Annotated in this window: 21 protein-coding genes; 14 read left to right on the forward strand and 7 right to left on the reverse strand. The window is 72.5% G+C overall.

The features are described from left to right. Positions 1 to 13 precede the first annotated feature (13 nt). Genes ACXDC7_RS09925 through ligA form a run of 3 tightly spaced genes read left to right on the forward strand, consistent with a single transcriptional unit; the run spans position 14 to position 5,097 of the window. The gene (locus ACXDC7_RS09925; protein ID WP_459222020.1) at positions 14 to 1,534 is read left to right on the forward strand and encodes a Re/Si-specific NAD(P)(+) transhydrogenase subunit alpha; all 1,521 of its coding nucleotides are present in this window, start codon (positions 14 to 16) and stop codon (positions 1,532 to 1,534) included. Further along, positions 1,534 to 2,958, forward strand: coding sequence for a Re/Si-specific NAD(P)(+) transhydrogenase subunit beta (gene pntB, locus ACXDC7_RS09930; RefSeq protein WP_459222021.1), 1,425 nt, complete (start codon positions 1,534 to 1,536; stop codon positions 2,956 to 2,958). Before ACXDC7_RS09925 ends, pntB begins: the two co-directional genes overlap by 1 nt. A gap of 30 nt (positions 2,959 to 2,988) precedes the next feature. Beyond that, a complete protein-coding gene (gene ligA, locus ACXDC7_RS09935) occupies positions 2,989 to 5,097 on the forward strand; it encodes an NAD-dependent DNA ligase LigA (protein ID WP_459222022.1) in 2,109 nt (702 codons plus the stop codon). 9 nt (positions 5,098 to 5,106) lie between these two features. Here ligA and ACXDC7_RS09940 read toward each other — a convergent pair whose 3' ends face one another. Both ACXDC7_RS09940 and mftR read right to left on the reverse strand, forming a co-directional pair. Further along, the gene (locus ACXDC7_RS09940) at positions 5,107 to 5,451 is read right to left on the reverse strand and encodes an MGMT family protein (RefSeq protein WP_459222023.1); all 345 of its coding nucleotides are present in this window, start codon (positions 5,449 to 5,451) and stop codon (positions 5,107 to 5,109) included. Further along, positions 5,444 to 6,079 carry a mycofactocin system transcriptional regulator gene (mftR, locus tag ACXDC7_RS09945; protein WP_179443699.1) on the reverse strand — a complete coding sequence of 212 codons (636 nt, stop codon included), beginning with the start codon at positions 6,077 to 6,079 and terminating at the stop codon, positions 5,444 to 5,446. Before mftR ends, ACXDC7_RS09940 begins: the two co-directional genes overlap by 8 nt. Before the next feature lie 102 nt (positions 6,080 to 6,181). Between mftR and mftA the strand changes: the two genes are divergently transcribed. From mftA to mftD, 6 genes are read left to right on the forward strand one after another with little or no spacing between them, the layout of a single operon-like run. After that, positions 6,182 to 6,331: a mycofactocin precursor MftA gene (gene mftA / locus ACXDC7_RS09950; RefSeq protein ID WP_179443698.1), complete on the forward strand. Its 150-nt coding sequence runs from the start codon at positions 6,182 to 6,184 to the stop codon at positions 6,329 to 6,331. A gap of 12 nt (positions 6,332 to 6,343) precedes the next feature. After that, positions 6,344 to 6,676 carry a mycofactocin biosynthesis chaperone MftB gene (gene mftB, locus ACXDC7_RS09955; RefSeq protein WP_179443697.1) on the forward strand — a complete coding sequence of 111 codons (333 nt, stop codon included), beginning with the start codon at positions 6,344 to 6,346 and terminating at the stop codon, positions 6,674 to 6,676. After that, positions 6,673 to 7,839 carry a mycofactocin radical SAM maturase gene (gene mftC / locus ACXDC7_RS09960; protein ID WP_459222024.1) on the forward strand — a complete coding sequence of 389 codons (1,167 nt, stop codon included), beginning with the start codon at positions 6,673 to 6,675 and terminating at the stop codon, positions 7,837 to 7,839. Before mftB ends, mftC begins: the two co-directional genes overlap by 4 nt. Then, positions 7,839 to 8,648, forward strand: coding sequence for a mycofactocin-coupled SDR family oxidoreductase (locus ACXDC7_RS09965; protein WP_459222025.1), 810 nt, complete (start codon positions 7,839 to 7,841; stop codon positions 8,646 to 8,648). The genes mftC and ACXDC7_RS09965 overlap by 1 nt, the downstream gene beginning before the upstream one ends. Then, on the forward strand, positions 8,645 to 10,045 hold the full coding sequence (mftF, locus tag ACXDC7_RS09970; protein ID WP_459222026.1) for a mycofactocin biosynthesis glycosyltransferase MftF: 1,401 nt from the start codon (positions 8,645 to 8,647) through the stop codon (positions 10,043 to 10,045). Before ACXDC7_RS09965 ends, mftF begins: the two co-directional genes overlap by 4 nt. Continuing rightward, positions 10,042 to 11,217 (forward strand): pre-mycofactocin synthase MftD, encoded by a 1,176-nt coding sequence (gene mftD, locus ACXDC7_RS09975; RefSeq protein ID WP_179443694.1) that lies wholly within the window; start codon positions 10,042 to 10,044, stop codon positions 11,215 to 11,217. The genes mftF and mftD overlap by 4 nt, the downstream gene beginning before the upstream one ends. Positions 11,218 to 11,257: 40 nt before the next feature. On the opposite strand, the gene ACXDC7_RS09980 is transcribed toward mftD, so the two are convergent. Further along, positions 11,258 to 12,382, reverse strand: a complete 1,125-nt coding sequence (locus ACXDC7_RS09980) for an NDMA-dependent alcohol dehydrogenase (protein ID WP_459222027.1) — start codon at positions 12,380 to 12,382, stop codon at positions 11,258 to 11,260. A gap of 154 nt (positions 12,383 to 12,536) precedes the next feature. On the opposite strand from ACXDC7_RS09980, the gene ACXDC7_RS09985 reads away from it, so the two are divergent. After that, on the forward strand, positions 12,537 to 12,770 hold the full coding sequence (locus ACXDC7_RS09985; protein ID WP_459222028.1) for a hypothetical protein: 234 nt from the start codon (positions 12,537 to 12,539) through the stop codon (positions 12,768 to 12,770). A 36-nt stretch (positions 12,771 to 12,806) separates the two neighbouring features. Here ACXDC7_RS09985 and ACXDC7_RS09990 read toward each other — a convergent pair whose 3' ends face one another. Continuing rightward, complete coding sequence (locus ACXDC7_RS09990; RefSeq protein WP_459222029.1) at positions 12,807 to 13,310, reverse strand: hypothetical protein; 504 nt, start codon at positions 13,308 to 13,310, stop codon at positions 12,807 to 12,809. A gap of 16 nt (positions 13,311 to 13,326) precedes the next feature. Beyond that, positions 13,327 to 13,941 (reverse strand): ACT domain-containing protein, encoded by a 615-nt coding sequence (locus ACXDC7_RS09995; RefSeq protein WP_179446351.1) that lies wholly within the window; start codon positions 13,939 to 13,941, stop codon positions 13,327 to 13,329. A 206-nt stretch (positions 13,942 to 14,147) separates the two neighbouring features. Here ACXDC7_RS09995 and ACXDC7_RS10000 point away from each other — a divergent pair, with 206 nt between their 5' ends. The 4 genes from ACXDC7_RS10000 (at position 14,148) to gatB (ending at position 19,346) form a co-directional block, all read left to right on the forward strand. Further along, the gene (locus ACXDC7_RS10000; RefSeq protein ID WP_459222030.1) at positions 14,148 to 15,812 is read left to right on the forward strand and encodes a M28 family peptidase; all 1,665 of its coding nucleotides are present in this window, start codon (positions 14,148 to 14,150) and stop codon (positions 15,810 to 15,812) included. 239 nt (positions 15,813 to 16,051) lie between these two features. Then, positions 16,052 to 16,369, forward strand: a complete 318-nt coding sequence (gene gatC, locus ACXDC7_RS10005) for an Asp-tRNA(Asn)/Glu-tRNA(Gln) amidotransferase subunit GatC (RefSeq protein WP_179443691.1) — start codon at positions 16,052 to 16,054, stop codon at positions 16,367 to 16,369. Then, positions 16,366 to 17,856 carry an Asp-tRNA(Asn)/Glu-tRNA(Gln) amidotransferase subunit GatA gene (gene gatA / locus ACXDC7_RS10010; protein WP_179443690.1) on the forward strand — a complete coding sequence of 497 codons (1,491 nt, stop codon included), beginning with the start codon at positions 16,366 to 16,368 and terminating at the stop codon, positions 17,854 to 17,856. Before gatC ends, gatA begins: the two co-directional genes overlap by 4 nt. Positions 17,857 to 17,867: 11 nt before the next feature. After that, positions 17,868 to 19,346: an Asp-tRNA(Asn)/Glu-tRNA(Gln) amidotransferase subunit GatB gene (gene gatB / locus ACXDC7_RS10015; protein ID WP_459222825.1), complete on the forward strand. Its 1,479-nt coding sequence runs from the start codon at positions 17,868 to 17,870 to the stop codon at positions 19,344 to 19,346. Between the two features lie 16 nt (positions 19,347 to 19,362). Here the strand turns inward: gatB and ACXDC7_RS10020 are convergent, their stop codons facing one another. After that, on the reverse strand, positions 19,363 to 19,860 hold the full coding sequence (locus tag ACXDC7_RS10020) for an FBP domain-containing protein (RefSeq protein WP_459222031.1): 498 nt from the start codon (positions 19,858 to 19,860) through the stop codon (positions 19,363 to 19,365). Between the two features lie 193 nt (positions 19,861 to 20,053). After that, complete coding sequence (locus ACXDC7_RS10025; protein WP_459222032.1) at positions 20,054 to 25,645, reverse strand: ATP-binding protein; 5,592 nt, start codon at positions 25,643 to 25,645, stop codon at positions 20,054 to 20,056. Positions 25,646 to 25,705 lie beyond the last annotated feature (60 nt).

Genomic DNA, 25,705 nt, shown 5'->3' on the forward strand with positions numbered 1-25,705 from the left:
CTACCCTGCACCCGTGCTCATCGGTGTGCCGGCGGAATCGCGTACCCCTCTGGTGGCGGCGACGCCGGCCAGCGTGACCGCCCTGCGCAGGCTCGGCCACGACGTGCTGATCGCCGCCGGGGCCGGCGAGCGGGCCGGGTTCACCGATGCCGACTATGCGGAGGCCGGCGCGCGCGTTGTCGACGACGGCGAGGCGTGGCGCACCGACCTGGTGCTCAAGGTCGACCCGCCGGACGCTGCGGAGCTGGGCCGGCTGGCGCCCGGGACGCGGCTCGCGGCGCAACTCGCGCCCGGACGATCACCAGCCCTCCTGGAGGAGCTTGCCGCCCGCGATCTCACCGCCCTCGCGCTGGACGCGGTGCCGCGGATCTCGCGCGCCCAGTCGCTCGACGTCTTGTCCTCGATGGCCAATCTCGCCGGCTATCGCGCGGTCGTGGAGGCGGCGAGTGCCTACGGGGGCATGCTCGGCGGCCAGGTCACCGCCGCGGGCAAGGTGCCGCCCGCGCGGGTCTTCGTGGTCGGCGCCGGCGTGGCCGGTCTGGCCGCTATCGGGACGGCGCAGAGCCTCGGCGCGGAGGTCCGCGCATTCGACGTGCGGCCCGAGGTCGCCGAGCAGGTCGCGTCGATGGGCGCGACCAATGTGTCGCTGGACGTCGCGACCGGCAGCGACCGCAGCGACGGGTACGCCGGTGAGCTGACCGGTGCCGCCGAGGCCGCGGCCGCCGAGATGTATGCCCGCGAGGCGGCCGCCGCCGACATCGTGATCACCACCGCGCTGATTCCGGGCCGCCCGGCGCCGCGGCTGATCGATGCGGAGACCGTCGCGCGGATGCGGCCGGGCTCCGTGGTCGTCGACCTGGCGGCGGCCAACGGTGGCAATGTCGCCGGCACGGTGGCCGGGGAGCAGGTGATCACCGACAACGGCGTGACCATCCTCGGCTGGACCGACCTGCCCGCCCGCCTGCCCCGGCAGGCATCCACGTTGTACGCGACCAACCTGGTGAATCTGATCAAGCTGCTCACGCCGGACCGCGACGGGCGGCTGGTCGTCGACGAGACCGACGACGTGCAGCGCGGGATGCTGGTCGCCGACAAGGGCGCGGTGACCTGGCCGCCGCCCCCGATCGCGGTCAGTGCCGCGCCCGCGCCTGCGCCGGTCACGGCCGAACCCGCGGCCCCGAGACCGCGCGGGCCGTCCCGGGCGATCACGCTCGGTCTGGTGGCGATCCTCGGCATCGTCGCCGCGATCCAGCTCGAGTGGGTGCTGGGCGACAATCTGGTGATCTTCGCGCTCGCCGTGCTGCTCGGTTACTACGTGATCTCCCGGGTCACCCACGCCCTGCACACGCCGTTGATGTCGATCACCAACGCCGTCTCCGGGATGATCCTGGTCGGGGCGATGCTCGAGGTGGGCGACAGCGACCCGCTCGTGGCGGGGCTGTCCATGGTGGGCATCTTTCTGGCCTCCATCAATGTCTTCGGCGGCTTCTTCGTCACCCGGCGGATGCTCGCGATGTTCCGAAGGAGCGAGTGATGATCATCGGCGGTGTCGGATCGGTCGTGCAGGTCGGCTACCTGGTCGCGGCGTTGCTCTTCGTCGGTGCGCTGGCGGGCCTGTCGCGGCACGAGACGGCGCGCCGGGGGCTCGGCTTCGGCATGGTCGGAATGATCATCGCCGTGGCCGCGACCGTGCCCCTGGCGCTGGCCAACTCCGACCGGCCACCGCTGGTCACGGTGCTGTTGATCGCGGTGCCGATGCTGGCCGGGGCGGCGGTCGGGCTGTGGCGCGCGCGTACCGTCGCGATGACCGGCATGCCCCAGTTGATCGCGCTGCTGCACAGCTTCGTCGGCCTGGTCGCGGTCTTCGTCGGCTTCATCACCTACCTGACCCACGGTTCGACACTCGCGCCCGAGACACCCGTCCTGCGGATCGAGATCTGGCTGGGCGTCTTCGTCGGGGCGATCACCCTGACCGGCTCGATCGTGGCGTGGGGCAAGCTCAGCGGCCGCTTCGCCGCCCGCCCACTGACCCTGCCCGGGCGACACCTGATCAATCTGGCGATCGTGCTCGCGAGCATCGCGCTCGGCATCTGGTTCGTGCCGACCAACCACCCGGCCCCGCTGCTGATCATGACCGTGCTCGCATTGGCCCTGGGCTGGCATCTGGTGGCGGCCATCGGCGGTGGCGACATGCCCGTCGTCGTCTCGATGCTGAACTCCTACAGCGGCTGGGCCGCCGCGTTCTCCGGATTCATGCTCGGCAATCCACTGCTGATCATCGGCGGGGCGCTGGTCGGCACCTCCGGCGCGATCTTGTCCTACATCATGTGCAAGGGCATGAACCGATCCTTCGTCAGCGTCATCGCGGGCGGATTCGGCGACGCGCCGGCCGCGACCGGCGCCGACGAGGCGGACGGTGAGATCCACGAGGTGAGCGCCGAACAGGTCGCCGAGCAGCTCGCCGGGGCGCGGTCGGTGATCATCGCGCCGGGGTACGGGATGGCCGTCGCCCAGGCCCAGCACCCCGTCGCGGAGCTGACCGCCCGGCTCCGCGAACGGGGGGTCGCCGTGCGCTTCGCGATCCACCCGGTCGCCGGCCGGCTGCCCGGTCACATGAACGTGCTGCTGGCCGAGGCGCGGGTGCCCTACGACATCGTCGAGGAACTGGACGAGATCAACGACGACTTCGCCGAGACCGACATGGTGTTGGTGATCGGCGCCAACGACACCGTCAACCCGGCCGCGCTGGAGGTGCCGGGCAGCCCGATCGCCGGGATGCCCGTGCTGCAGGTCTGGAAGGCCGGCCGGGTGGTGGTGTTCAAGCGCTCGATGGCGGCGGGGTACGCCGGGGTGCAGAACCCGCTGTTCTTCCGCGACAACACCGAGATGCTCTTCGGCGACGCCAAGGAGCGGGTGAACGAGATCGTGGCGGCGCTCCCGGTCGCCGCGCGCGGCTGATTGTCGCCGTCCGCCGCTAGATTGTCGCGGGTGAGCGAGACCCCGACCGTGCAGCAGCCGCCGGCGCAGGCCAGCCAACGGCACAAGGAGCTGGCCGAGGAGCTGAACGAGCACCGCTGGCGCTACCACGTGCTGGACGCGCCGACGATCTCCGACGGGCAGTACGACGCCGGCATCCGCGAGCTGGCCGAGCTGGAGGAGCGCTGGCCCTCCCTGCGTACCCCGGACTCACCGACCCAGACCGTCGGCGCACCGCCGAGCGCGACGTTCGCCCCGGTGACCCATCTGCAACCGATGACGAGTCTGGACAATGCCTTCGAGCCCGCCGAGGTGGACCGCTGGGCCGAGCGCGTCGTCCGTGCGGTCGGCGAGCAGGCGATCACGGAGTCGGGGTACCTGTGCGAGCTGAAGATCGACGGGCTGGCGCTCGACCTGGTCTATGAGAACGGCCGGCTGACCCGGGCGGCCACCCGCGGCGACGGGCGGACCGGCGAGGACGTCACTGCGAACGTGCGCACCATCGCCGCGGTGCCGACCCGGCTGGCCGGCGACGACGTGCCCGCCCTGCTGGAGGTGCGGGGCGAGGCGTTCTTGTCGCTGGAGGCCTTCCGGGCGCTGAACGAGTCGCTGGTCGCCGCCGGCAAGGAGCCGTTCGCCAACCCGCGCAACTCGGCCGCCGGCTCGTTGCGGCAGAAGGACCCCAAGGTCACCGCCGGTCGCGATCTCGGCTTCATCGCACACGGCATCGGTGCGATCGAAGGCGTCGAGCCGGCGCGGCTGTCGGGGGCCTACGACCTGCTGGCCGGCTACGGGCTGCCGGTCTCGCCGCACCGCAAGGTGGTGGGCGACCTGGCGGGCGTGCACGACTACATCGCCTGGGCGGGGGAGCACCGCCACGACTTCGCCCACGAGATGGACGGCGTGGTGATCAAGGTCGACGAGCGGCGGCTGCAGGACCAGCTCGGCTACACCTCGCGCGCGCCGCGCTGGGCGATCGCCTGGAAGTATCCGCCGGAGGAGGTGACCACGAAGCTGCTCGACATCCGGGTCAACGTCGGGCGGACCGGCCGGGTCACTCCCTACGGGGTGATGGAGCCGGTGCTGGTGGCCGGCTCGACCGTGGCGAATGCCACGCTGCACAACGCGGGCGAGGTGCGCCGCAAGGGTGTGCTGATCGGCGACACCGTCGTGCTGCGCAAGGCCGGCGACGTGATCCCGGAGATCCTCGGGCCGGTCACCGACCTGCGCGACGGCTCCGAGCGCGAGTTCGAGATGCCGACGCACTGTCCGTCGTGCGGCACCGAGCTGGCCTTCGAGAAGGAGGGCGCCGCCGACCTGCGCTGCCCGAATCACCGCTCCTGCCCGTCCCAGTTGCGCGAGCGGCTGTTCGCGCTCGCCGGCCGCAATGCCCTCGACATCGAGGTGCTCGGCTGGCAGGCCGCCGACGCCCTGCTCGGTGCCGGGCTGCTCACCGACGAGGGCGACCTGTTCTCGCTGACCGAGGAGCGGCTGACGGGCGTACCGCTGTTCACCACCAAGGCCGGCACCCTGTCGGCCAACGGCCGCAAGCTGCTGGCCAATCTCGCCGATGCCCGGCATCGGCCGTTCGCCCGGTATCTGATCGCGCTGTCCATCCGGCACATCGGCAAGGGGGTCGCGCCCGATGTCGCTGCCGCCTTCCGCGACATCGATGCGCTGTCTGCTGCCAGCGAGGAGGAGCTGGCCGCCGTGGAGGGGATCGGGCCGACGATCGCGAAGTCGATCATCGACTGGTTCGCCGTCGACTGGCACCGGGCGATCGTCGACAAGTGGCGCGCCGCCGGCGTGATCATGGCCGACGAACCCGGCGCGGTCAGCGACCTCGAACAGAACCTGGCCGGGTTGTCCATCGTGATCACCGGATCGCTGCCCGGCTACACCCGCGACGGTGCGGCCGACGCCGTCACGGCTCGGGGCGCGAAGGCCGCCTCCTCGGTGTCGAAGAAGACCGACTTCGTGGTGGTCGGGGACGCGCCGGGTTCCAAGTACGACAAGGCGGTCGCGCTGAAGCGCCCGATCCTGGACGCCGCCGGCTTCGAGATCTTGATCAACGAGGGCCCCGATGCCGCGGGCCGGGTGGCGCGGGTCGGGGAGTCCTGACCGCGCCGGTCACGGTTCCTCGCCGAGGGCGCGCATGTGGGCGGCGTACGCCTCGGCCAGGGCGGCCAGGTCCGCCCGGTGGTCGCCGATCCGACAGCCCTGTCGGTTCGGCTTGAGGCGGATGCCCTCGGCGGCCCAGTGCTCCATCCAGCGCTCGGAGGGGCGTACCGGATGATCACCGGCGGCATTGGTCACCCGCCACCAGGGGACGGTCGAGCCGTACTCGCGCAGGATCCGCCCGACCAGGCGCGCGGAGTTGCCCGTGACCGCCCCGATGTCGCCATAACTCGCGACCCGGCCCGGCGGGATCAGCTCGACGGCGGCCAGCACCCGCTCCAGCCGCAGCTCATCCATCGTCGCTGCCGTCGGCGGCCCATCCGGATTCCAGTTCGCGCAGCGCCCGCGCCAGGTAGCGGCTGAGCGGCGCGTCGGCGTGCTCGGCCCAGATCTCGTAGGCCGCGCGACAGACCGCCAGTGTGGCGGCACCCAGGGCCCGCGCGGCCAGGCCGTCCGGGTCGGCGCCGAGCCGGTCCGCCGCGAACTCGGTGATCGCGGCCTCCCAGGCCCCGTAGTGGCGCACCGCGAGCGCCTGCAGCTCGGGCGCGGTGCCGATCAGCCGCATCCGCAGGCGCAGCTCGGGCAGGTCCTCGGGGCGGTAGCGGTTCGCCCCGAGGACCGCCTCGCGGATCGCCGGGAACATGGCGGTGCCGGCTGGGGTGGCGGCCAGCAGCCGCCGGATCTGGGCGACCTCGGAATCGAAGTCCAGCCACACCACGGACGCCTTGTTCGGGAAGTACCGGAAGAAGGTACGCCGAGACACGCCGGCCGCGGCGGCGACCTCGTCGACGGTGACCGTCGCATAGCCCTGCCGCTCGAACAGTCTCATCGCGACCAGCGCCAGCTCCCGTCGCGTCGTCGACCGCGGCCGCCCGGGACCGGCCGCGACGGCCGGGCGGGAAGAATCCGCGGGGGAGCGCGCCATGGCCGTCGACCCTAGCGGTCGGCCGCGCCGTCGGCACCCTTGCGGATAGCGACACGGAGTGCCAAAATCGGCGGAGCGACTCACCGACGAGAGGAGACGATCATGACGATCATCGACGAGCAGCAGGCACCGGTGCTCGAGGACGAGCGCACCGAGCCGCTCACCGGCCCGGCGAACACCGAGTCCGCCGACGACGCCGAGGAACTGCTGATCGAGGAGGTCTCCATCGACGGTATGTGCGGCGTCTACTGATCGGTCGCGATCATGACCACCCCGACGACGGCGACGGCCGAGCCGGTCTTCGACGCGGCGCGCCCGTGGCGGCTGCACCCGCAGGTCGCGCTCCGCCCGGAGCCGTTCGGCGCGATGCTCTACCACTTCGGTACGCGCCGGCTGACCTTCCTGAAGACGCCGACGCTCGTCGAGCTGGTCCGCGACCTGGGCGAGCGGGCCAGCGCCGAGGAGGCGTGTCAGGCCGCCGGGGTCGGGGGGTCGGCGGCCTACCGCAAGGCGCTGGCCGGGCTCGCCGCAACCCAGATGATCATCCCCGCCGACGAGGCGGAATCCCCGCGAGAACCGAACGGAGCACAGTCGTGACCGCGCAGGCACAACCTCTGGTCGAGACGTTCAGCCACGGGCTGGACGCGCCGATCTGCCTCACCTGGGAGCTCACCTACGCCTGCAACCTCGCCTGCGTGCACTGCCTGTCCAGCTCGGGTCGTCGCGATCCGGGCGAGCTGAGCACCGAGCAGTGCAAGGCGGTGATCGACGAGCTCGAACGCATGCAGGTGTTCTACGTGAACATCGGCGGCGGTGAGCCGACCGTGCGACCCGACTTCTTCGAGCTGGTGGACTACGCGACCGATCACCGGGTCGGGGTGAAGTTCTCCACCAACGGGGTGCGGCTGGACGAGCGCCGGGCCCGCGAGATCGCGGCCAACGACTACGTCGACGTGCAGGTCTCGCTCGACGGCGCCACGGCCGAGGTCAACGACGCCGTGCGCGGGCCGGGGTCGTTCGACCTGGCGGTGCGCGCGCTCGACAACCTCGCCTCCGCCGGGATGCGCAACGCCAAGATCAGCGTCGTGATGACCCGGCACAACATCTCCCAGCTCGACGAGTTCGCCGAGCTGGCCGACCGCTACGGCGCAACGTTGCGCCTGACCCGGTTGCGACCCGCCGGCCGGGGTGCCGACACCTGGCACGAGCTGCATCCCTCCCAGGAGCAGCAACGGGCGCTCTACGACTGGCTGCTGGTCCGGGGGGACAGCGTGCTGACGGGCGACTCGTTCTTCCACCTGTCCGGTTATGGCGAGACACTGCCCGGCCTGAACCTGTGTGGTGCGGGCCGGGTGGTGTGCCTGATCGACCCGGTCGGCGATGTGTACGCCTGCCCGTTCGCGATCCATGATCGTTTCCGGGCCGGCAACCTGCTCACCGACGGCGGCTTCGGCTCGGTCTGGCGGGACTCGGAGCTGTTCGCCGAGCTGCGCGCGCCGCAGTCCGGTGGGGCCTGCTCCTCGTGCTCGGCCTACGACGCGTGCCGCGGTGGTTGCATGGCGGCCAAGTTCTTCACCGGCCTGCCGCTCGACGGCCCGGACCCCGAGTGCGTGCGCGGCCACGGCGCGCCCGGGCTGGCGGCGGTCGACCCCGACGCCGCCCCGCGACCCTCGGGTGATCACTCCCACCGCGGCAAGCGGGTCTTCCTGACGCTCGGCCGCCGGCCCGATCGCGCCTGCGACACCTCACCGCTGGCCTGATGCGCGTCGCGGTCGTCACCGGCGCGGCGCGGGGCATCGGCGCCGCGACGGTCCGCCGGCTCGCCGCCGACGGCTGGGCGGTGCTCGCGGTCGACGCCGCGGCCGACGACCCGAACCTGCCGTACCCGCTCGGCACCAAGGACGAGCTGGCCGCGGTCGCGGCCGAGGCCGGGCGGATGGCCGAGCGGGCCGGTGCCGGCGAGCCGCGGATCGCCCACCGGGTCGCCGACGTGCGTGACCCCGACGCGCTGGCCGCCGCCGTTGCGGAGGTGCAGGAGCGCTGGGGCGTCCTACACGCGGCGATCGGGGCGGCGGGCGCGATCGCGGGCGGCGTACCGCAACCCGAACTCGCCCCGGCCACCGAGCGCGCGCTGATCGAGATCAATCTCGGCGGCGTGCTGAACCTGGCCCGCGCAGCGCTGCCGGCCCTGCTGGCCGCGCCGCAGCCGCGCTCGGGCCGGTTCCTGGCGGTCGCCTCGGCGGCGGCGACCCGCGGACTGCCGCTGCTCGCCGCGTACTGCGCCGCCAAGGCCGGGGTCGCCGGGCTGATCCGGGCGCTGGCCGCCGAGCTGGGCGACAGCGGTGTCACGGCCAATGCTGTCAGCCCCGGCTCGACCGATACGGCGATGCTGGCCGAGAGCGCGCGGATCTACCGGCTGGCGGCGGCCGAGGCGTTCGCCGACCAGCAGCCGCAGCGCCGGCTGCTGCGGCCCGAGGAGATCGCGGCCGCGCTCGCCTTCCTGGCCGGCGAGGATTCCTCGGCGGTGACCGGGGCGGTCGTCCCGGTCGACGGCGGCCTGGCACTGTGACCGGCCCGCCCCGGTCTCCCGAACCCGCGAGCCCGCTGCCGAGCGGCTGGCGGCTGCGCGTGGACCGCGACACCCGCGCGATCGGTGGGCGCACGCTGCGGGGCGGTACGCCGGCGCGCGGGCTCACGCTGAGCGCCGCCGGCGCCAGGGCCTGGCGCGCCCTTGCCGCCGGCGCGCCGACCGACGCACGCACCGCGGGCCTGGCCCGCCGCCTGACCGATGCGGGCCTCGCGCACCCGGTGCCGCCGGCCGCCGCGGTCGTCCCGGACGTGACCGTGCTGATTCCCGCCTGGAATCGGCCCGAGCCGCTCGCGGCGTGCCTGGCCGCGCTGCCGCCCGGGCGGCGGGTGCTCGTGGTGGACGACGGCTCCGACGATCCCGGCGTCGGCGCGGTGGTACGCCGCGGCGGCGCCGAACTGCTGCGGCTGCCGCGCAATCGCGGTCCGGCGGCCGCGCGCAACGCCGGGCTGGCCCGGATCGACACCGAGCTGGTCGCGCTGCTCGACAGCGACTGCCGGGGCGCCGCCTGGATCGACGCGCTCGCTCCGCACTTCGCCGACCCGACCCTGGCCGCCGTGGCACCGCGGGTGCGTGGGGACCGGGCCGGCGCGGTGAGCGCGCTCGACCTGGGCGACCGGCCGGCGCCGGTGCGCCCCGGATCGCGCGTGCCCTGGGTGCCGTCGGCGGCGCTGCTGGTGCGCCGAGGCGCGGTGCTCGGGGCCGGCGGCTTCGACGAGCGGCTGCGGGTGGGGGAGGACGTCGACCTCGTCTGGCGCCTCGTCGAGGCCGGCTGGCGGGTCCGCTACGAGCCGGGCGCCGAGGTGACCCACGCCGAGCCGGTCGGCGCGCGCGCGATCCTGGTCCGGCGCTACCGCTACGGCACCTCGGCGGCGCCGCTCGCCGCCCGGCACCCGGCGGCGTACACGCCGCTGGACCTGCACCCGGGCCATGCCCTGGCCGCCGCCGCGCTGCTCGCCCGGCGCCCGGGAATGGCCGCGCTCGGCCAGGCGGCGGTGACGCTGCGGCTGGCCCGGCGGTTCGCCGCGGCGGGCCTGCCGGCCCGCGGCGCAGCGCCCGAGGCGCTGCGCGGGAGCTGGCTGACGCTGCGCGCGCTCGGGCGCGCCGGGGTGCAGCTCGCACCGGCCGCGCTGCTCGCCGGGTTGCTCGCGCGCCGCACCCGACCCGCCGCGGCGCTGCTGCTCGGCGCCGCCCTGACCGCGACCCGCCCGCCCCGGGCGCTCGGCCTGGCCGAGGAGATCGCCTACGGCGCCGGCGTCTGGGCCGGCGCCCTGCGCGCGCGCGACCCGCGCGCCCTGTTGCCTCGCGTCCGCCTCGGCGGCGCGTCGACACCGCCGGCCGACCGGCGTCCCACCAGCAAGGAAGGAAGTCACAGATGACGCAATGGTTCGAGACGGTGGCCCAGGCCCAGCGGCTCGCCCGCCGGAGGCTGCCGCGATCGGTCTACAAGGCGCTGATCGCCGGCTCGGAGCGCGGCAGCACGCTGCGCGCCAACCTGTCCGCCTTCGATGCCATCGGGCTGTCCCCGCACACCGCCGGCCAGCCGGCGCAGCGCGAGCTGGCCACCCGGGTGCTCGGCCAGGACCTGTCGATGCCGGTGATCATCTCGCCGACCGGCGTGCAGGCCGTGCACCCGGACGGCGAGCTGGCCGTGGCCCGGGCCGCGGCCGCGCGGGGGATCGCGATGGGACTCAGCTCCTTCGCCTCGCAGCCGGTGGAGGAGGTCGTGGCCGCCGGCGCGCCGACGTTCTTCCAGGTGTACTGGTCCGGCTCGCGCGAGCAGATCGCCGAGCGGCTGGCCCGGGCCAGGCGCGCCGGCGCGGTCGGCGCCATCGCCACCCTGGACTGGTCGTTCTCGCACGCGCGGGACTGGAACAGCCCGCACATCCCCGAGCGGATCACCCTGCGCGAGGCGCTGCGCTTCGCGCCGGAGGCGCTGACCCACCCGGCGTGGCTCGCGAGCTGGTTGCGGGCCGGCGAGCTGCCCGACCTGTCCGTGCCGAACATGGTCGCCGAGCCGGGTACGCCCGCGCCGACGTTCTTCGGCGCCTACGGCGAGTGGTACGGGACCCCGCCGCCGAGCTGGGAGGACGTGGCCTGGTTGCGCGAGCAGTGGGGCGACGGGCCGTTCGTGATCAAGGGCGTGCTGCGTACCGACGACGCGCGGCGGGCGGTGGACGCCGGCGCGACCGCGATCTCGGTGTCCAACCACGGCGGCAACAACCTCGACGGCAGCCCGGCGACGATCCGGGCGCTGGCCGCGGTCGCCGAGGCGGTCGGCGATCAGGTGGAGGTGCTGCTCGACGGCGGGGTACGCCGCGGCTCCGACGTCGCCAAGGCGCTCGCCCTGGGCGCCCGCGCCGTGCTGATCGGCCGGGCCTACCTGTGGGGGCTGGCGGCGAACGGGCAGGCCGGCGTGGAGAACGTGTTGGACATCCTGCGTTCGGGCCTGGACTCGACCCTGCTCGGCCTGGGCCGGGGTTCGGTCGACGAGCTGGCCCCAGAGGACCTGGTGATCCCGCCGGGCTTCGAGGTCCGGCTGGGCGGCTGACGGCCACCGCGCGGGCGGTGGCCGTCAGGTCGCCGCCCGCTCAGGACTCGTAGTCGATCCAGCCGCGCACGGTGTCGCCGGCGTGCATGTCTTCGTAGCCCTTGGCCACCTGGTCGATGGTGTAGGACTTGGTCATCATCTCGTCCAGCTTGAGCAGCCCCGAGGTGTAGGCGTGCAGCAGCGTCGGCACCGAGTTGAACGGGCTCCAGTTGCCGAAGATCACGCCCTGCAGGCGCTTTTGCATCATCGGGTACATCAGCGCGTTGGTGGTGATCTGCATCGGCTCTTCGGACTTGCCCATGCCAGTCATCGCGACCGTGCCGCCCTTGCGGATGGACTCCAGCGCACCCGAGATGTGGTCGCCGGTCACCACGCCGATGGTGACGATGGTGGAGTCGGCGCCCTGGCCGTTGGTGACGGCGCGCGCGGCCTCGGTGGCCTCGTCGAGGGTCTCGAAGGTGTCGGTCGCGCCGAACTGCTTGGCGGCCTCGCGCTTGTAGGGCACCGGGTCGACGACGATCACGCTCGCGGCGCCGGCCGCCGCCGCGCCCTGCACCGCGCTCATCCCGACGCCGCCGACGCCCATCACGATCACCACATCGCCCGGCCTCACCTCGGCGGCGTTCACCGCGGCGCCCCAGCCCGTGCCGGCCGCGCAGCCGAGCAGGCACAGCGGCTTCAGCGGCACCTCCTTGGGCACCTTGTACGCCGACATCACGTTCACCGTCGTGTACTGGCTGAAGGTCGAGACGCCGAGCTGCTGGCCGACGGGCTCGCCGTCCAGGCTCATCCGGTAGCTCGACTGGTCATCGATCCGCGCGCCGGTCAGCGAGTACGCGCCCTGGTCGCACAGTTGCTGCATCCCGCGCGCGCACCACAGGCAGCGCCCGCAGGCGGGCAGGAAGGTCATCACGACGTGGTCGCCGACCTCGAACCCCCTGGTATTGGGCCCGACCTGCTCGACGACGCCCGAGCCCTCGTGGCCGCCGCACATCGGCAGGTGCCGGGTGGGCATGTCGCCGGTCGCGGCGTGATCATCGGAGTGGCACAGGCCGGAGGCGACCAGCCTGATCAACAGCTCGTTCTGGCGCGGCTCGTCGAGTTCCAGTTCGGCGGTCTCGAAGGTTCCGGGCTGGCTGCGCAGGATGGATCCGGTGGTCTTCATTCGTTGCTCCTCAACGCGTCATTGCGTACCGCCGCGCAGGCGCGGCCGGTCGGCCGAAGTTCTTCGGTGCGGGATCAGTGTCCACCAGGATCGCCCGATCGCGTCAAGTGGCGCAGGTGACAATCGCGACCCTGCGGAGGGTACATTTGCGAGGGTGTCCTTCTCCGACCTGAACCTGAACGGTCCGACTCCCGCCCGGGTACGCCCGAAGCTCGGCGAGTGGGGTCCGACCGAGGTCCCGGGGACGAAGGCGAAGCGGCGACAGCGGCGACTGGTGCCGTTCGTCTTCGCCGCGGCCCTGCTGATGCTGTTCCTGACCGGTTGGCTGAACTACTCGTTGATGACCGGCCGGATCGGCTTCGGTCTGGATCCGCTGATCGCGCCCTGAGTCACCGCCGGGCGCTGCTCGCCTGCCGCCGGCCCGTCAGCCGCGCCAGAGCAGGCTGATGCCGAGCCCGACGATCCCGAACCTGACCGTCAGGCCCGCGGCTGCGGCGACCGCGAACAGGGCCGCCGGCAGACGGGTGCCGGCCACGACGGCGGTCAGCGGGTAGAGCGGGGGAATGCCGCAGGCCGCCGAGAGCGCCACGACCGGGCCGCCCCAGCGCGGGCGCGCGGCCAGCTCCGACAGCCGCGCCCCCCAGCGGGCGACCCGCGCGACCACGCCCGCCCCGGAGGTGACCCGGGTGGCGAGCGCGCTGCTCCGGCGGCGCAGCCAGGGGAGTCGATAGCCATGCCGCAGGCCGATCAACAGGCCGGTCTTGGCGGCCGCGTTGCCCAGCGCCAGCGCGATGCAGACGGCGGCGAGCAGCGGTGAGCCGAGGACCCGGGCAGCGATCACGACGGGCTCGGCGGCAAACACCGGCACGGCGCCGGACAGCAGGCCGTAGCCGAACGCCCCGAGCACCTGCCAGAGCTCGTTCGCCATGGGGTGTGGGTGGGGCTCAGCCGGCCATCGCGGCCAGATGCCGGATGCGGGCCAGCTCCGAGGGCAGGAAGCTGGGGCCGCCCTGCCGACCGACGATCAGCGCGAGGTTGTCCCGCACGGGCGCCACGGCGACGACGGCCTCGCCCCAGTCGGGCAACCAGCCCTCCAGCAGCTCCCGCGTACCGATGTCGTCGAACGGGCCGAGCAACTGCAGCGTCTCCGCGGTCAGATCGGGCGCCATCTCGGTCGCATAGCGGACCACCGACTCGGAGCGGTCGGCGAGCAGTGCCCACTCGCAGTGGAAGACCGAGGGGGCCGCGCCGGCCAGGATCTCAGGAGCCGTGTCGGGTGCGGCAGTCATCCGCTCCAGCGTCTCGATGTCGGCCTCCAGCCCCTCGCCCTCGGGGTAGCGGGAGAACCACAGCACGCGCACGTCCTCCAGTGCGGTGCAGGCGCTGACCAGCTCATCGGGCATGGTGCCGGGCGGCAGCGCCAGCATGAAGTCGTCGATGGCGTACCCGTCCTGGCGACCCACCACCTCGACCGCATGGATGTCGCCCCCGACAGTGCCGACGATGGACGCGACCGCGCCCAGGGAGCCGGGGCGGTCGGGGAGGGCGACGCGCATCAGGAACACACCCACCATCATTCCCGACCGCACCGACGTGCTGCCAGCGGAAGGGATCCTGCATAGAGTGACTCGCGTCACCAGACCCCGTCAGGTCACGATCTGGTGACGGTTGCCACAGATTTTCACATGGAATCGTGAGGAAACGCTTAGGTGAGGCATCGGCTTCCCCTGCGATTTTCCCCCCGATCGACCGAGCCAGGAGTGAGATGAGAATGCGCAAGACGTACGCCGGTGCGGTGCTCGCCGCGACCGTGCTGGCGGTGGGCGGCGCGGTGCCCGCGTGGGCCGCCGAGCCGCCGAACATCGACGAGATGGTCGCGGCCGTCAACCCGGACAACGTGATGGGTCATCTGGCCGAGCTCCAGAAGATCGCCGATGCCAACGGCGGCAACCGCGCCTCCGGGCTGCCCGGCTACGAGCAGTCGTCGGCCTACGTCGAGTCGGTGCTCGCCGAGGCCGGCTACGAGCCGGTGCGGCAGACGTTCCAGTTCCCCTACTACGAGGTGAACTCGAGCTCGCTGGTCGGCTCGGAGGGGACCGAGTACGAGAACAACCCGATGGTCTTCGCCCCGAGCACGGACGGCGAGCTGACCGCGGAACTGGTGGCGCCGCCGACGGCCGAGGGCTGCGATGCCGCCGCTTGGGGGAATGTGGACGCGACCGGCAAGATCGCGCTCGTCAAGCGCGGCACCTGCACCTTCGGCGAGAAGGACCTGGCCGCCGCGGCGGCCGGTGCCGAGGCGGTCGTCATCTACAACAATGCCGAGGGTGCCCTGAACGGCACGTTCGGCGAGACCAACGACGGCTTCGTCCCCGCGACCGGCATCAGCCAGGCCGACGGCGAGGCGCTGGTCGGGGCGATGGCGGCCGGCCCGGTGTCGCTGACCTTCAACCTGGACGCGACCAGCGAGGTCCGCGAGACCTGGAACATCATCGCCGAGACCCCGGGCGGGCGGACCGACAATGTCGTGATGGCCGGTGCGCACCTGGACGGCGTCGTCGAGGGACCGGGCATCAACGACAACGGTTCCGGTTCGGCGGCGCTGCTGGAGACCGCGGTCACCCTGGCGAAGTACCCCGACAGCGTGAACAACAAGGTGCGGTTCGCGTGGTGGGGTGCCGAGGAGCTCGGGCTGCTGGGCGCGACCAACTACGTCAGCGACCTGCAGGCCAACAACCCGGCCGAGCTGAAGAACATCGCCGGCTACCTGAACTTCGACATGGTGGGTTCCCCGAACTACATCGTCGGCGTCTACGACGCGGACGAGTCGACCTACCCGGCACCGGAGGGCGTTCCGATCCCGGCGGGTTCGGCCGCACTGGAGAAGATCTTCACCGATCGCTTCGCCGCCGTCGACCAGGCGTGGGTGGACACCGAGTTCTCGGGCCGCTCGGACTACCAGCCGTTCATCGACGCCGACATCCCGTCCTCGGGCCTGTTCTCCGGCGCCGACGGGGAGAAGACGGCCGAGGAGGTCGCGAAGTTCGGTGGCCAGGCCGGCGTGCTGTACGACCCGAACTACCACTCCGCCGCCGATGACCTCGACAACGTCAGCGCCGAGGCGATCGCGATCTTCACCCCGTCGATCGCCCACGCGATCTTCACGCTGGCCTACGACGCGTCGTCGGTGAACGGCAAGTACCCGATCGAGCCGACCCCCGAGCCGAGCCCGACCGGGACGGCGGAGCCGAGCCCGACCGCCACCACGGAGCCGAGCGCGACCGGGGCACCCGATGACGACGACGCCGAGCCGGTGAAGCCGCGCCCGCCGCTGGCCGACACCGGTGCCGCGAACCTGCTGGTGCCGGGCGCGCTGGCCGGGGTCGCCCTCGCCGGTGCCGGGTACGCCCTGACCCGGCGTCGCCGCTGAGGCAGCACCGCAGTACCGAGCGGATCGCCGCCCACTCCGTACCGGGGTGGGCGGCGGTCTGCGTCCGATCCGTGTCCCGGGCGATCCGTGTCCCGGGCGATCCGTGTCCCGGGCGATCCGTGTCCTGGGCGATCCGGGTGTGCGGGCGATTCGGCGCACCGTTCGGCGGAGCACTATCTTGGCTCCGACCCGCGGGCGGTACGCCGCTCGCGCACCCACCCCGATCGAGAGGACCCCACGTGGCGCAGACGAGCCCCGAGACCCGCCTCAGCGCGGACGACGTCGCGCGGCTGGGCAGGCTGGCCCGGATCGAGCTGAGCCCCGATGAACTGGACCGCCTCGCGCCGCAGCTCGAGGTGATCCTGGACTCGGTGGCCCGGGTCCAGGAGGTGGCCGTCGCCGACATCGCGCCGACGTCGCACCCACTGCCGCTGCGCAATGTGTTCCGCGCCGACGAGGTGGCGCCGTCGCTGGACGCCGAGGCCGCGCTGGCCGGCGCCCCGGCCGTCGAGGACGACCGCTTCCGGGTGCCGCGGATCCTCGGGGAGGAGCAGTGAACGAGTTGCTGCGCCGCTCGGCCGCCGACCTGGCCGGACTGATCGCCGACGGCGAGGTCAGCGCCGCCGAGGTCACCGACGCGCACCTGGACCGGATCGCCGAGACCGATGGCGAGATCCATGCCTTCCTGCATGTCGACGCCGACGGCGCCCGGGCCGCTGCCGCGGCGGCGGACGAACGCCGCGCGGCGGGGGAGGCCCGCGGGCCGCTGGACGGCGTACCGCTGGCCCTGAAGGACGTGCTCGCCCAGGAGGGCGTACCCACCACCGCGGGCTCGAAGATCCTCCAGGGCTGGATCCCGCCCTACAGCGCGACGGTGACCAGGCGGCTGGTCGATGCCGGGCTGGTGATCCTGGGCAAGACCAACATGGACGAGTTCGCGATGGGCAGCTCGACCGAGAACTCCGGCTACGGGCCGACGCGCAACCCGTGGGACGTGGAGCGGATCCCGGGCGGATCGGGCGGTGGCTCCGCCGCGGCCCTCGCCGCGTACCAGGCCCCGCTGGCGATCGGCACCGACACCGGCGGCTCGATCCGTCAGCCCGGCGCCGTGACGGGAACCGTCGGCGTCAAGCCGACCTACGGCGGCACCTCGCGCTACGGCCTGATCGCGCTGGCCTCCAGCCTGGACACCCCGGGCCCGTGCACCCGGACCGTGCTCGATGCGGCGCTGCTGCACACCGTGATCGGCGGCCACGATCCACGCGATGCCACCTCGATCGACGCGCCCGTCCCGGACGTCGTCGGCGCGGCCCGCAACGGCGATGTCGCCGGGATGAAGGTCGGTGTGGTGCGCGAGCTCGGCGGGGAGGGGTACGCGCCGGGCGTGGAGGCGATGTTCGCGAAAACCGTTGCCCTGTTGGAGAAGCTCGGCGCCGAGGTGGTCGAGGTCTCCTGCCCGAACTTTGAGTACGCGCTGGCCGCCTACTACCTGATCCTGCCCGCGGAGGCGTCGTCGAACCTGGCCCGGTTCGATGCGATGCGGTACGGCCTGCGCGTCGGCGACGACGGCACCCGATCGGCCGAGGAGGTGATGAGCCTGACCCGCGAGGCGGGCTTCGGGGACGAGGTGAAGCGGCGGATCATCCTCGGCACCTATGCGCTGTCGGCGGGCTACTACGACGCCTACTACGGCTCCGCGCAGAAGGTCCGGACCTTGATCAAGAACGATTTCGACGCAGCCTTCGGCGCGGCCGATGTGCTGATCAGCCCGACCGCGCCGACCACGGCGTTCCGGATCGGTGAGCGGATCGACGACCCGCTGGCGATGTACATCAACGACCTGTGCACCATTCCGGCCAATCTCGCCGGGATCGCGGCCGCGTCCTTCCCGGTCGGCGTCAGCGCCGACGACGGGCTGCCGGTCGGCTTCCAGGTGATGGCGCCGGCGATGGCCGACGACCGGCTCTATCGCGTCGGCGCCGCGCTGGAGCGCGAGCTTGCGGGCGAGTGGGGTCTGGCGAAGCTGGGGGAGGGCGCGAAGTGAGCGATTCGATCATGGACTATGCGGACGCGCTCGAGCGCTTCGATCCGGTGCTGGGGCTGGAGGTGCACGTCGAGCTGAGCACCGCGTCCAAGATGTTCTGCGGCTGCTCCACCGAGTTCGGCGCGGACCCGAACACCCAGACCTGTCCGGTCTGCCTCGCGCTGCCCGGCGGGATGCCGGTGATCAACGGCGCCGCCGTCGAGTCGGCGATCCGGATCGGCCTGGCGCTGAACTGCGAGATCGCCGAGTGGTCGCGGATGTCGCGGAAGAACTACTTCTATCCAGACATGCCGAAGAACTACCAGATCAGCCAGTACGACGAGCCGATCGCGCACGACGGCCATGTCGACGTCGAGGTGGACGGCGAGGTGATCAGGATCGGCATCGAGCGCGCCCACATGGAGGAGGACACCGGCAAGTCGCTGCACGTCGGCGGGGCCACGGGTCGCATCCACGGGGCGAGCCACTCGCTGCTTGACTACAACCGCGCCGGCGTACCCCTGATCGAGATCGTGACCAAACCGATCGAGGGCACGGGGGCCAGGGCACCGCAGGTCGCGCGGGCGTACGTGCAGTTGGTACGCGACCTGATGCGCGCGCTGAAGGTGAGCCATGCGCGGATGGAGCAGGGCAATGTGCGCTGCGATGCGAACGTGTCGCTGCGGCCGATCGGGCAAATCGAGTTCGGCACCCGGACCGAGACCAAGAACGTCAACTCCCTGCGCTCGGTGGAGCGGGCCGTCGCCTACGAGATCTCTCGCCAGGCGCAGGTGCTGGCGGGCGGCGGCACGATCACCCAGGAGACGCGGCACTGGCAGGAGGGTTCCGGCATCACCACGCCGGGCCGGTCGAAGGAGACCGCGGAGGACTACCGGTACTTTCCCGAGCCGGACCTGGTGCCGATCGCGCCCGACCGGGACTGGGTCGAGTCGCTGCGCGCGACCCTGCCGGAGCCGCCGGCCGAACGGCTGAAGCGGCTGGCCGGCGAGTGGGGCTTCTCCGAGCTGGAACTGCGCGATGTGGTCGCCGCCGGCGCGGTCGACGTGATCGAACAGACCGTCGCGGCGGGATCGGCGCCCCAGCCGGCGCGCAAGTGGTGGCTGTCGGAGCTGGCGCGGCGCGCGAACGAGGCCGGCGTCGAGCTGGAGGAACTCGCGATCACGCCGCAGCAGGTGGCGCAGGTGCAGGCGCTGGTCGAGGCGAAGACGATCAACGACAAGCTGGCCCGGCAGGTGATCGACGGGGTGCTGGCCGGCGAGGGGGACCCGGAGCAGGTGGTCGAGGCCCGCGGGCTCGCCGTGGTCTCCGACGACTCCGCGCTCGGCGATGCCGTCGACCGCGCGATCGAGGCAAATCCCGATGTCGCGGACAAGATCCGCGGCGGCAAGGTCGCGGCCGCCGGCGCGCTGATCGGTGCCGTGATGAAGGAGATGAAGGGCCAGGCCGACGCCGGCCGGGTCCGCGAGTTGATCATCGAACGCCTGAGCTGAGTCGAGTCCGGCTGGATCAGTCCTCGAGTACGCGATCCACGAAGCGGTCGACATTGGCCCGGAGCCGGATGATCTTGGCCTCGACCGACAGCGTCTCGCCCATCGGGCGGGCTGCCTCGGAGGTGAGTACGCCGCGCACGTAGAGCGGGCAGCGCAGGTTGGCGCAGATGTAGGTGCCGACCGTGTCACCCCGGCGACCGCCGGGCCCGGAGCGACGCGCGGCGAAGAGCGCGACATCGGCCATCGGGTGCACCGTCAGGCACAGCGAGCACATGGCCGCCTTCGGGTCCCGCCGCGACGGCTCCTGGGTGCGCAGCGCCACCCCGGTCAGGCCACCGTCGCGGGACGCGACCAGGTAGCCCTGTTGGGGCGCCTTCGGGTCGCGCCAGCCCAGGAAGTCGAGATCGTCCCACCGCTCCGTGGCCAGGTCGGCCGGAACGGTGAGCTTCTTGAGCTGCGACCGGGTCGTGTTGACGAAGCTGGCGCGGACTTGCTCGGCGGTGATGGGCTCCATGCGGATCGGGCTCCTTTCCGGCGGTCGAGGCTACTCCCGGCTCGTCCCCACTGCCCGCGGTTTTCCTTCCGCCCGTGCGGCTTCGGTCGGGTTCGCGGGTGCCGGTCGGGTTCGCGGGACGGATGCATGCCGAACTTGCGGTTGCCTGCGGGGCCCAGCAGGCAACCGCAAGTTGGGCATGCGGCTGGGGAGGTCAGGGGCGGGGGGACTGCCCGGCGGCCCAGCGCTCGATGGTGGCGATGATCTTGGGGCGCAACTGCGCGGCGGAGATCACCTCGTCGACCGAGCCCACCTCGACCGCCCGGTGGATGGAATGTACGCCGTCGAACTCCGCGGCGATCTCGGCGATCTTCTCCGCGCGCAGTTGCTCGCGCAGCTCCGCCTGCTCGACCACCAGCTCGCCGCGTTCGGCCGCATCGGCTGCCTCGATCCGCGCCTCCAGCTCGGTGGCCCTGGGATCGGCCGCCGCGCGCTTGTCCACCTCGGAGGCAAAGACCACCGCGGCCGCCGGCGCCCCGCCGAGCACCGACGCAAAGGAACCGTCGAGCGCCAACACGGTCATGTTCGGGTTGAGCCGCTTGGAGAACACCACGAAGGCGCCGCCGTGATAGCGCGAGATCACGCAGAACACGATCGGGCCGTCGAAGTTGACGATCGCTCGGCCGATCTCCGCGCCGTACTCCAATTGCAGCTTGCGCATCGACTCCGGCGACCCGTCGAAGCCGGACAGGTTCGCCAACACGACCAGCGGCCGGTTGCCCGAGGCGGCATTGATCGCCCGGGCGACCTTCTTCGACGACTGCGGGAACAGCGTGCCCGCGGTGTAGGTGTCCGGGCCGTCGGTGGGCGGGAAGCCGTGCCGGGCGACGGGCTTGGACTCGATCCCGATCAGGCAGACGCCGAAGCCGCCGATCCGGGCATCGGTGACCACCGCGGTGTCGGCATCGGCCATCTGTGCCCAGCGCTCGAGCAGCTGATGATCGGCATCGGCCAGCGCGCGCAGCACCGTGCGGATGTCGAACGGTCGCTTGCGGTCCGGGTTGTGCTCGGCGGAGAAGACATCGCCCACCGTGGCGAAGTCGCCGCCGTGCGGATGATCACTGATGTCTCGATCCGACGGGTCAGCGGTCGGCGCGCGGCGCGGACCCGCCTCCCCGGGCACGACGTAGGTGTGCGCGTAGTGCTCCATCAGGACCTCCATCGCGCCGGCCAGGTCGGGCGCCCAGTACTGCGCCTGCCCGTTCGGTCCCATCACCCGGTCGTAGCCGCCGATCCCGAAGTTGTCCTCGGCCGACACGCCGCCGGAGAAGTCCAGCGACTGCTTGCCCGTCAACACCATCGCGCTGTCCGGAGTCATGACCAGGATGCCCTTGGTGTGCATCAGCATCGTCGCCTCCGCATTCCAGTACGGCTGCGCGCCGACATTGATGCCGGCCACCACGACGTTGATCTCACCGCCCGCCTGGGTGAACTCGACGATGCGCTTCAGCGCCGCCGCCACCCAGTCCATGTTCTCGGTGCCGCTGTCCATCGACACCCGGGCGCCGGCGGACAGGGCGAACCATTCCAGCGGTACGCCGAGCTCGTCGGCCAGGTCGATCGCCGCGATCACCCGGCGGCACTCGGCCTCCGACAGCGCCCCCAGCGCCCGGGTCGGGTCGCCGCAGAGCACCACCCGGGTGATCCCGTCGGGATGCAACGGCGTCGGGGTGGTCACCACGGCGACGATGATCCCCGCGGTGTTCCGGCCCGGCGGACGGTCCACGGGGACCAGCCGCCCGGACGGATCGAGATCGTGCTCCACCAGGCTGCCGCCGCCGGCGAGCACCGATGCCAGCTCGTAGGGATAGACCAGCCCGCGGCGCTTGGCCCGCAGCGCCCGGCTGGCGTAGTCGTCCACCGGGGCCAGCGGTTCGGTGGGCGGGGCGATCACATCGGCGACCGTGCCGGCACCCGGTTGGGCGTGGAAGCGGATCGCGATCGGCTGCGCCGGCCCGCCCTCGCTGGCGATCCGGCCCTGGGCCAGCACCTCCTCCAGACCCGCCCCCTCCGAGAGCGGGATGATCTTGTCCTGCAGCGCCGTCAACTGCGAGATGTCGGCCTCGACGACCGGCCAGACCGTGACCCAGACGTGGTTCTGGTCCAGCCGGGCGCCGGCCCGGCCGCGCGACGTGCGTACCCGCCGGATCGCCTCCAGGCAGTTCTCCACGGCCCGCTCGGCATGCGGCAGCCCGACCACCCGTCCCTCGTCATCGCGGACGACGGCGAGCTGGCGCACCTGGGCCGCCGCGACCAGCCGGCGATCGGCCGGATTCGACTTCGCCACGCATTCGTAGAGCAGCACATCGTCCGGCGCGTCGAGCCGGGTCACGTCGAACTCGGACAGCCGCCACAGGTTCAGCCGGCGGCCCACCATCGGGTGCATCCCGCGGACCAGGGTGTCCTCGACCAGCCCCTCGCCACCCGGCCGGAAGGTGAAGTAGTCGACCGGGCGCGGCGCGCGCGGGCAGACCGCCACCGAGACCCGGCGGCAGCGGGTCACCCAGGGCTGGTCCGCCAGGGTCGAGGCGAGCTCTGCGGACACATCGTCCGGGCGCGCTGGAGGCTGCGGCCAGCGCAGATAGATCTCCACGACATTGTCATGATCATCGGCGAACTCGCCCGCGACCAGCTCACCCAGGGAGCCGTCGGCGAGCTCGGCGACGTCGCCGATCGTCGAGATCACCCGGGTCGGGCCCTTGGCCCCCGCGTCGTACTCGGCGCGTACCACCGGTCGCCCGAGCGCCGTCGCGACCGATCGATCGTGCAGATCGAGCTCCAGATAGTGACGCCCGATCAGCACCTCCAGCAGCGGCTCGCGCTCGGGCAGCCCGTCGGCCATCCGATCGCGCAGGAAGGAGACCAACTGCTCGGGGATCGCCGTCAGGGCGGCGATCCGGGCGGCACGGTCCGGCGCGTCGAAGTCCGTGAGCTGCGCCACCTCGGCGCCGACACCGGCCAGCACCTTGTCCCGCTCCGCATCCACCGCGGGCTGGTCGAACCAACGGAACCGGATCGACCGGGCGATGTCGCCGACCACGGGGAACCGCAACTGCGTCGCTCGGACCATCCGCTCCAGCATCGCCCGAGCCCGGATCGCGCGGTCGGCCGGCGGCGCCGGCTCGCTCAGCCAGTGCTGCAGCAGCCCGAGCGCGATGTCGACATCGGAGACGTGCTGCTGGGCCAGCGAGATCCGGAACAGCGCCTCCTCGAGCTGCGGTGTCCGCTCGAGATCGGCGACGCCGTAGTGCCCGAGGACGCGCAGCAGCTTCTCGGTGAAGTGATCCGGCAGTCCGCTGCGCTCGGCGTCAACGCTGCGCAGGTAGCTGTGGAACAGCTCGCGCGAGCTGTGCACCCGCAACTCGGTGTGCAGCTCCTCGCCGGCCGGGCGGTTCCGGCTCAGCTCGGCATAGTCGGTGAACAGGTCGAGCAGCGCCATCTCGGCGCCGAAGACATCGATTCCGGCCACCGCCAGCGCGTCGCGGTCGGCGAGGTAGTCGGCCAGCACATCGCCGCGGTGGTCCGCGTCGACGTCGTAGCCCATCAACAGCCCGCGCAGGCGGCCGAGCGCGGCCCGCGCGCGTTCGCCGGCCGACGGTACGCCGTCCGCCGGCTCGGGCAGGTCGAGATCGGGCCGCTCCGTCACCGCGGACGCCTCGTCGGCCTCCTCGCCGACCGGCTCCAGCCGCGCCAGCGCGGCGCCGGTCTCCACCTGGCTGCCGGTGCGTACCAACAGTTCGGTGATCCGCCCGGCATAGGGCGCCGGCAGGACCGTCTCCATCTTCATCGATTCCAGCACCAGCACCGGCGCACCGGCCGCCACCTCCTCGCCGACACCGTGCGGGGTCGCGACGACCAGCGCCGGGGCCGGGGAGCGCAGCACGCCCCCCTCCTCGCGGCTGATCCGATGGGTGACCCCGTCGACCTGGACCAGGTGCACGGGGCCGTGGGTCGCGGTCACCAGTCGGTACCGACGACCGCCCACGGTGAGCCGCCCGTGCACCTCGTCCAGGCGGTCCAGTTCCGCGGTCACGGTGTGCGCGACATCGCCGTCGGCGACCGTGACCCGGTAGCGCTGCGGCGAGGTCTGCCAGACGCTGACCCGGTAGGGCGTACCGCGCAGCGACAGTTCGACCGTCCGGCCCGGCTCGTGCTGCAACTGCGGCCGCCCACCCTGGGCGGTCTGCAGGAAGCGCGCGATCTCGGTCCGCTCGGCCTCGGAATAGGCGTCTATCGCCGCGGCCACCAGCGCCACGCCGGCGTGCTGACGGGCCACCAGCCGCCCCTGCGCGCGTACCCGGTCGATCCAGCCGGTGTCGGCCCAGTCGGGCTCCCCCCGGGTCACCTCGGGCGCTGCCAGGAGCTCCTGCACGAAGCTGGAGTTGGTAGCGCCACCGTCGATCACCACGGTCGTCTCCGACATGGCGCGGCGCAGCCGGGCGAGCGCGGTCTCCCGATCGGGCCCGTGCGCGATGATCTTGGCGATCATCGAGTCGAAGTCGGCGGGGATGGTGTCGCCCTCGGCCACCCCGGTGTCCACCCGGATCCCCGGCCCCGCCGGGAACTCCAGTCGCGCGATCCGTCCCGGCGACGGCGCGAAATCGCGATCGGGATCCTCGGCGTTCAGCCGGGCCTCGACCGCGTGCCCGCGCTCCTCGGGCCGGGTGCCCGCGGCCTCGGTCAGGCTGCGCCCCGAGGCGATCTGGATCTGCAGCGCGACCAGGTCCAGCCCGGTCACCACCTCGGTGATCGGATGCTCGACCTGCAGCCGCGTGTTCACCTCGAGGAACGCGAACGTGCGGTCGGCGGGGTGGTAGAGGAACTCGACGGTGCCCGCCCCGGCGTACCCGACCGCCAGCGCGAGCCGTTCCGCGGCGGCCCGAAGCTCTGCGGTCTGCTCCGCATCCAGCAGCGGCGACGCGGACTCCTCGATGATCTTCTGGTTGCGGCGCTGGATCGAGCAGTCGCGGACGCCGACGGCCCAGGCCTCTCCCTGCCCGTCGGCGATGAGCTGCACCTCGACGTGCCGGGCTCCGGAGACGGCCTTCTCCAGGAAGACCACGCCGCTGCCGAACGCGCGCTCGGCCTCGTCGCGGGTGCGCTGGTAGGCGTCGGCGAGCTCGTCGGCGCTCTCCACCTTGCGGATCCCGCGCCCGCCGCCGCCGGCGGTCGCCTTCAGCATCAACGGGTAGCCGATCCGCTGCGCGGCGGCCAACGCGTCGTCGAGGGTGTCGACGCCGCCACCACTCCACGGGGCGACGGGTACGCCGACCTCCTCGGCGAGCAGCTTGGAGCCGATCTTGTCGCCCAGCCGGCGCATCGCCTCGGCGCTGGGTCCGATGAAGGTCACGCCGAGCCGCGCGCACAGGTCGGCGAAGGCCGGGTCCTCGGCGACGAAGCCCCAGCCGACCCAGACGGCGTCGGCCCGGGTGTCGACCAGGGCGCGCTCCAGCACCGCAAGGTCGAGGTAGGGGCGGTCGGCGGCGGCGCCGAGCAGGTACGCCTCGTCGGCCTCCCGGACGAAGGCCGCGCCGGCGTCGACATCGGTGTGCAGGGCGACGGCGGTCAGCGGCTCGCCGCCGGGCGAGCGTCCGTTGAGATCGCGGACGGCATGGATGAGTCGCATCGCGGCCTCACCCCGGTTCACGATGGCGATCCGGGACAACGGGGCGATCCGGGACGACGGGGCGATCCGGGACGACGGGGTGATCCGGGACGACGGGGCGGTTCGGGACAGCTCGGGCACGCCCCGACCCTGCCACCTCGGAGGCGGAACGCCCAGACGACAAGCGGCCCCGCGCGGGTC

This window comes from Naumannella huperziae (assembly GCF_054073625.1).

Bases quoted from the DNA above. Each gene is read 5' to 3' on its own strand.
- pntB (WP_459222021.1), top strand. From the start codon at position 1,534: ATGATCATCGGCGGTGTCGGATCGGTCGTGCAGGTCGGCTACCTGGTC.
- ACXDC7_RS09940 (WP_459222023.1), bottom strand. From the start codon at position 5,451: ATGGATGAGCTGCGGCTGGAGCGGGTGCTGGCCGCCGTCGAGCTGATC.
- mftR (WP_179443699.1), bottom strand. From the start codon at position 6,079: ATGGCGCGCTCCCCCGCGGATTCTTCCCGCCCGGCCGTCGCGGCCGGT.
- mftA (WP_179443698.1), top strand. From the start codon at position 6,182: ATGACGATCATCGACGAGCAGCAGGCACCGGTGCTCGAGGACGAGCGC.
- mftB (WP_179443697.1), top strand. From the start codon at position 6,344: ATGACCACCCCGACGACGGCGACGGCCGAGCCGGTCTTCGACGCGGCG.
- ACXDC7_RS09965 (WP_459222025.1), top strand. From the start codon at position 7,839: ATGCGCGTCGCGGTCGTCACCGGCGCGGCGCGGGGCATCGGCGCCGCG.
- mftD (WP_179443694.1), top strand. From the start codon at position 10,042: ATGACGCAATGGTTCGAGACGGTGGCCCAGGCCCAGCGGCTCGCCCGC.
- ACXDC7_RS09980 (WP_459222027.1), bottom strand. From the start codon at position 12,382: ATGAAGACCACCGGATCCATCCTGCGCAGCCAGCCCGGAACCTTCGAG.
- ACXDC7_RS09990 (WP_459222029.1), bottom strand. From the start codon at position 13,310: ATGGCGAACGAGCTCTGGCAGGTGCTCGGGGCGTTCGGCTACGGCCTG.
- ACXDC7_RS10000 (WP_459222030.1), top strand. From the start codon at position 14,148: ATGAGAATGCGCAAGACGTACGCCGGTGCGGTGCTCGCCGCGACCGTG.
- gatB (WP_459222825.1), top strand. From the start codon at position 17,868: ATGGACTATGCGGACGCGCTCGAGCGCTTCGATCCGGTGCTGGGGCTG.
- ACXDC7_RS10020 (WP_459222031.1), bottom strand. From the start codon at position 19,860: ATGGAGCCCATCACCGCCGAGCAAGTCCGCGCCAGCTTCGTCAACACG.